This window comes from Candidatus Streptomyces philanthi (assembly GCF_059553635.1).
In genome coordinates this window covers 1-3391 of the sequence record NZ_JCANQV010000451.1, presented here as the reverse complement: position 1 = coordinate 3391, position 3391 = coordinate 1, and the positions used below count along the sequence as shown (strand labels likewise).

Sequence of the window (3391 nt, the reverse complement as noted above, 5' to 3'; positions counted from 1 at the left end):
ACTACGAGGTGTTCCGCCGGCTGCCGGACGGCGGCCGCCGGTTCCTCGGCGGCACCTGCGGGACGGCGTTCCATGTGGCCGGGCTGCGCCGCGAGGCGGGCGAGACGGCGGCCGTCCTCGACGTCCGTGCCGTCGGCGAACTGTTCACCTCCTCACAACCGGCCGTGATACGGCACCCCTGGTGACCGACCGGCCCCCGGACCTCCCCTCCGTCCCCCTTCTTCTTCCGCCCACACCGAACAACGGAGCACAGCCATGCATGACGACCGCGCCCTGATCGAAGGCCGCCTGCGCCGGGTCCTGGACGAGCGCATCCGGCCCGCCGTCTATCCCGAGTCCGTTCCCCTCACGGTCGCGGCCTGGGTCGCGCCGGGCGAGCCGGTCCCCGTCGAGGAGGGCCTGTCGGCCCCGCACACCCCGGTGGCGGTGGGCGACGCCTGGGGCGCGCCCTGGGGGACGACCTGGTTCAAGGTGACCGGCGAGGTGCCGAAGGAGTGGGCGGGGCGGACCGTGGAGGCCGTCCTGGACCTCGGGTTCGACGAGCGGATGCCGGGCTTCCAGTGCGAGGCGCTCGTCTACACGCCGGACGGCAGCCCGGTCAAGGGCCTCAACCCGCGCAACCAGTGGGTGCGGGTCGGGGCCCCGGTGAGCGGTGGTGAGCGTGTCGAGTGGCATCTGGAGGCCGCGTCGAACCCGGTCATCCTCGACGTCCACCCGTTCCTGCCGACGCGGCTCGGCGACAAGGAGACGGCGGGCAGCGAGCCGCAGTACCGGCTGGCGCGGATGGACCTGGCGGTGTTCGACACCACGGTGTGGGAGCTGGTCCAGGACATGGAGGTGCTCGGCGAGATGATGGCCGAGCTGCCGGTGGACACGCCGCGGCGCTGGGAGGTGCTGCGGGCGCTGGGCCGCGCCCTGGACGTGATCGACCTCCAGGACGTCAACGGGACGGCGGGCGCCGCGCGGGACGAGCTGCGCGAGGTGCTGGCCGCGCCGGCGTCGGCCTCCGCGCACCGGATCAGCGCCGTGGGGCACGCGCACATCGACTCGGCGTGGCTGTGGCCGCTGCGCGAGACGGTCCGCAAGGTCGCCCGGACGACGTCGAACATGACGGCGCTGCTGGCGGACGAGCCCGAGTTCGTCTTCGCGATGTCCCAGGCCCAGCAGTTCGCCTGGATCAAGGAGCACCGCCCCGAGGTGTACGCCAAGGTGAAGGCGGCGGTCGCACAGGGCCGTTTCGTGCCCGCGGGCGGGATGTGGGTGGAGTCCGACACCAACATGCCCGGCTCGGAGGCGATGGCGCGGCAGTTCGTCCACGGGCGGCGGTTCTTCCTGGAGGAGTTCGGGATCGAGAACGAGGAGGTGTGGCTGCCGGACACCTTCGGGTTCGCCGCGGGCCTCCCGCAGATCATCAAGGCGGCGGGCGCCAAGTGGCTGCTGACGCAGAAGATCTCCTGGAGCCGCACCAACTCGTTCCCGCACCACACCTTCCGCTGGGAGGGCATCGACGGGACCCGGATCTTCACCCACTTCCCGCCGGTGGACTCCTACAACTGCCAGATGTCGGGCGCGGAGCTGGCGCACGCGGCGCGGAACTTCAAGGAGAAGGGCGTGGCGCGGCACTCCCTCGCCCCGACAGGCTGGGGCGACGGGGGCGGCGGCACCACCCGCGAGATGATCGCCAAGGCACGCCGGGTGCGTGACCTGGACGGTTCGCCGGTCGTGGAGTGGGAGAAGCCCGCCGACTTCTTCGCGAAGGCACAGGCGGAGCACCCCAAGGCGCCGGTGTGGGTGGGTGAGCTGTACCTGGAGCTGCACCGGGGGACGCTCACCAGCCAGGCGAGGACCAAGCGCGGCAACCGGCGCAGCGAGCACCTGCTGCGGGAGGCGGAGCTGTGGGCGGCGACCGCGGCGGTCGCGGCCGGGCACCCGTACCCGTACGAGGAGCTGGACCGGATCTGGAAGACGGTGCTGCTGCACCAGTTCCACGACATCCTGCCCGGCTCGTCCATCGCCTGGGTGCACCGTGAGGCGGAGAAGACGTACGGGCGGGTCGCCGAGGAGCTGGAGTCGGTCATCGGGGGCGCGCTGTCCACCCTCACGGCCGGTGACGGGGGCGCGGGTGAGCTGGTGGTGAACTCGGCGCCGCACACCCGGTCCGGGGTCGCGGCCGGGGCCGTCGCGCCGGCGGTGTCCGGCGGGGAACCGGTGACGGCGGTGCCGCGCGAGGGGGGCGGTTTCCTCCTCGGCAACGGTCTGCTGCGGATCGAGGTCGACGCGCGGGGCCTGCTGGTGTCGGTGTACGACGTGGCGGCCGGGCGGGAGACCCTCGCGCCGGGCGCCGCGGGGAACCTGCTCCAGGTCCACCCGGACTTCCCGAACATGTGGGACGCCTGGGACGTCGACGAGTTCTACCGCAATGTCGTCACCGATCTGACCGAGGCGGACGAGGTGACGCTCGCCGAGGCGTCCGAGGACACGGCGGTGGTCCGGGTCGCCCGCGGCTTCGGTGACTCGCGGGTCGTCCAGACGCTGACGGTGACGCGCGGTGAGCGCCGGATCGACATCGGCACCGAGGTCGACTGGCACGAGACGGAGAAGTTCCTCAAGGCCGCGTTCCCGCTGGACGTGCACGCCGAACGGTACGCGGCGGAGACCCAGTTCGGGCACCTGTACCGGCCCACGCACACCAACACCAGCTGGGAGGCGGCCAAGTTCGAGGCGTGCGCGCACCGCTTCGTGCACCTGGAGGAGCCGGGCTGGGGCGTCGCCCTGGTCAACGACGCCACCTACGGGCACGACGTCACCCGCACGGTCCGCGACGAGGGCGACGGCGGCACCACCACGACCGTGCGGCTGTCGCTGCTGCGCGCGCCGCGCTTCCCCGACCCGGAGACCGACCAGGGCCTGCACGTCTTCCGCTACGCCCTGGTGCCCGGCGCCACGCTGGGCGACGCGGTGCGCGAGGGCTACCGCGTCAACCTGCCCGAGCGCCGGGTGCCGGCCGGTGACGCGGTCGCGCCGCTGGTCACGGTCGACAACGACGCGACGGTGGTGACGGCGGTCAAGCTCGCCGACGACCGCAGCGGCGATGTGGTCGTCCGGCTCCACGAGGCGCACGGCGGGCGGGCCGTCACGACCCTCACCCCCGCCTTCGAGGCGGCCGAGGTGTACGCCACCGACCTGCTGGAGCGGCCGGTGGACGACGGTCCGGCGCTGGAGCGGGACGGCCGGGCGGTGCGTCTGGCGCTGCGCCCGTTCCAGATCGTCACGCTGCGGCTGCGCCGCGCGGACGCCTGACGCGGGGTGACGTCGGGCCGGTCCCCGGTCAGCCGCCGGGGCCCGGCCACGCCCACGGTTCGGGCGGGCGGGCCCCGGGGTCGCGGCAGGT

Annotated in this window: 2 protein-coding genes; both read left to right on the top strand. The window is 73.4% G+C overall.

Features of this window, described 5'->3' with window-relative positions:
- A partial coding sequence (locus AC51EU_RS28805; RefSeq protein WP_496270028.1) for a GH85 family endohexosaminidase C-terminal domain-containing protein occupies positions 1-185 on the top strand: 185 nt, incomplete at its 5' end.
- A gap of 70 nt (positions 186-255) precedes the next feature.
- Positions 256-3300 carry an alpha-mannosidase gene (locus tag AC51EU_RS28800; protein WP_496270027.1) on the top strand — a complete coding sequence of 1015 codons (3045 nt, stop codon included), beginning with the start codon at positions 256-258 and terminating at the stop codon, positions 3298-3300.
- The last annotated feature ends 91 nt before the right edge of the window (positions 3301-3391 follow it).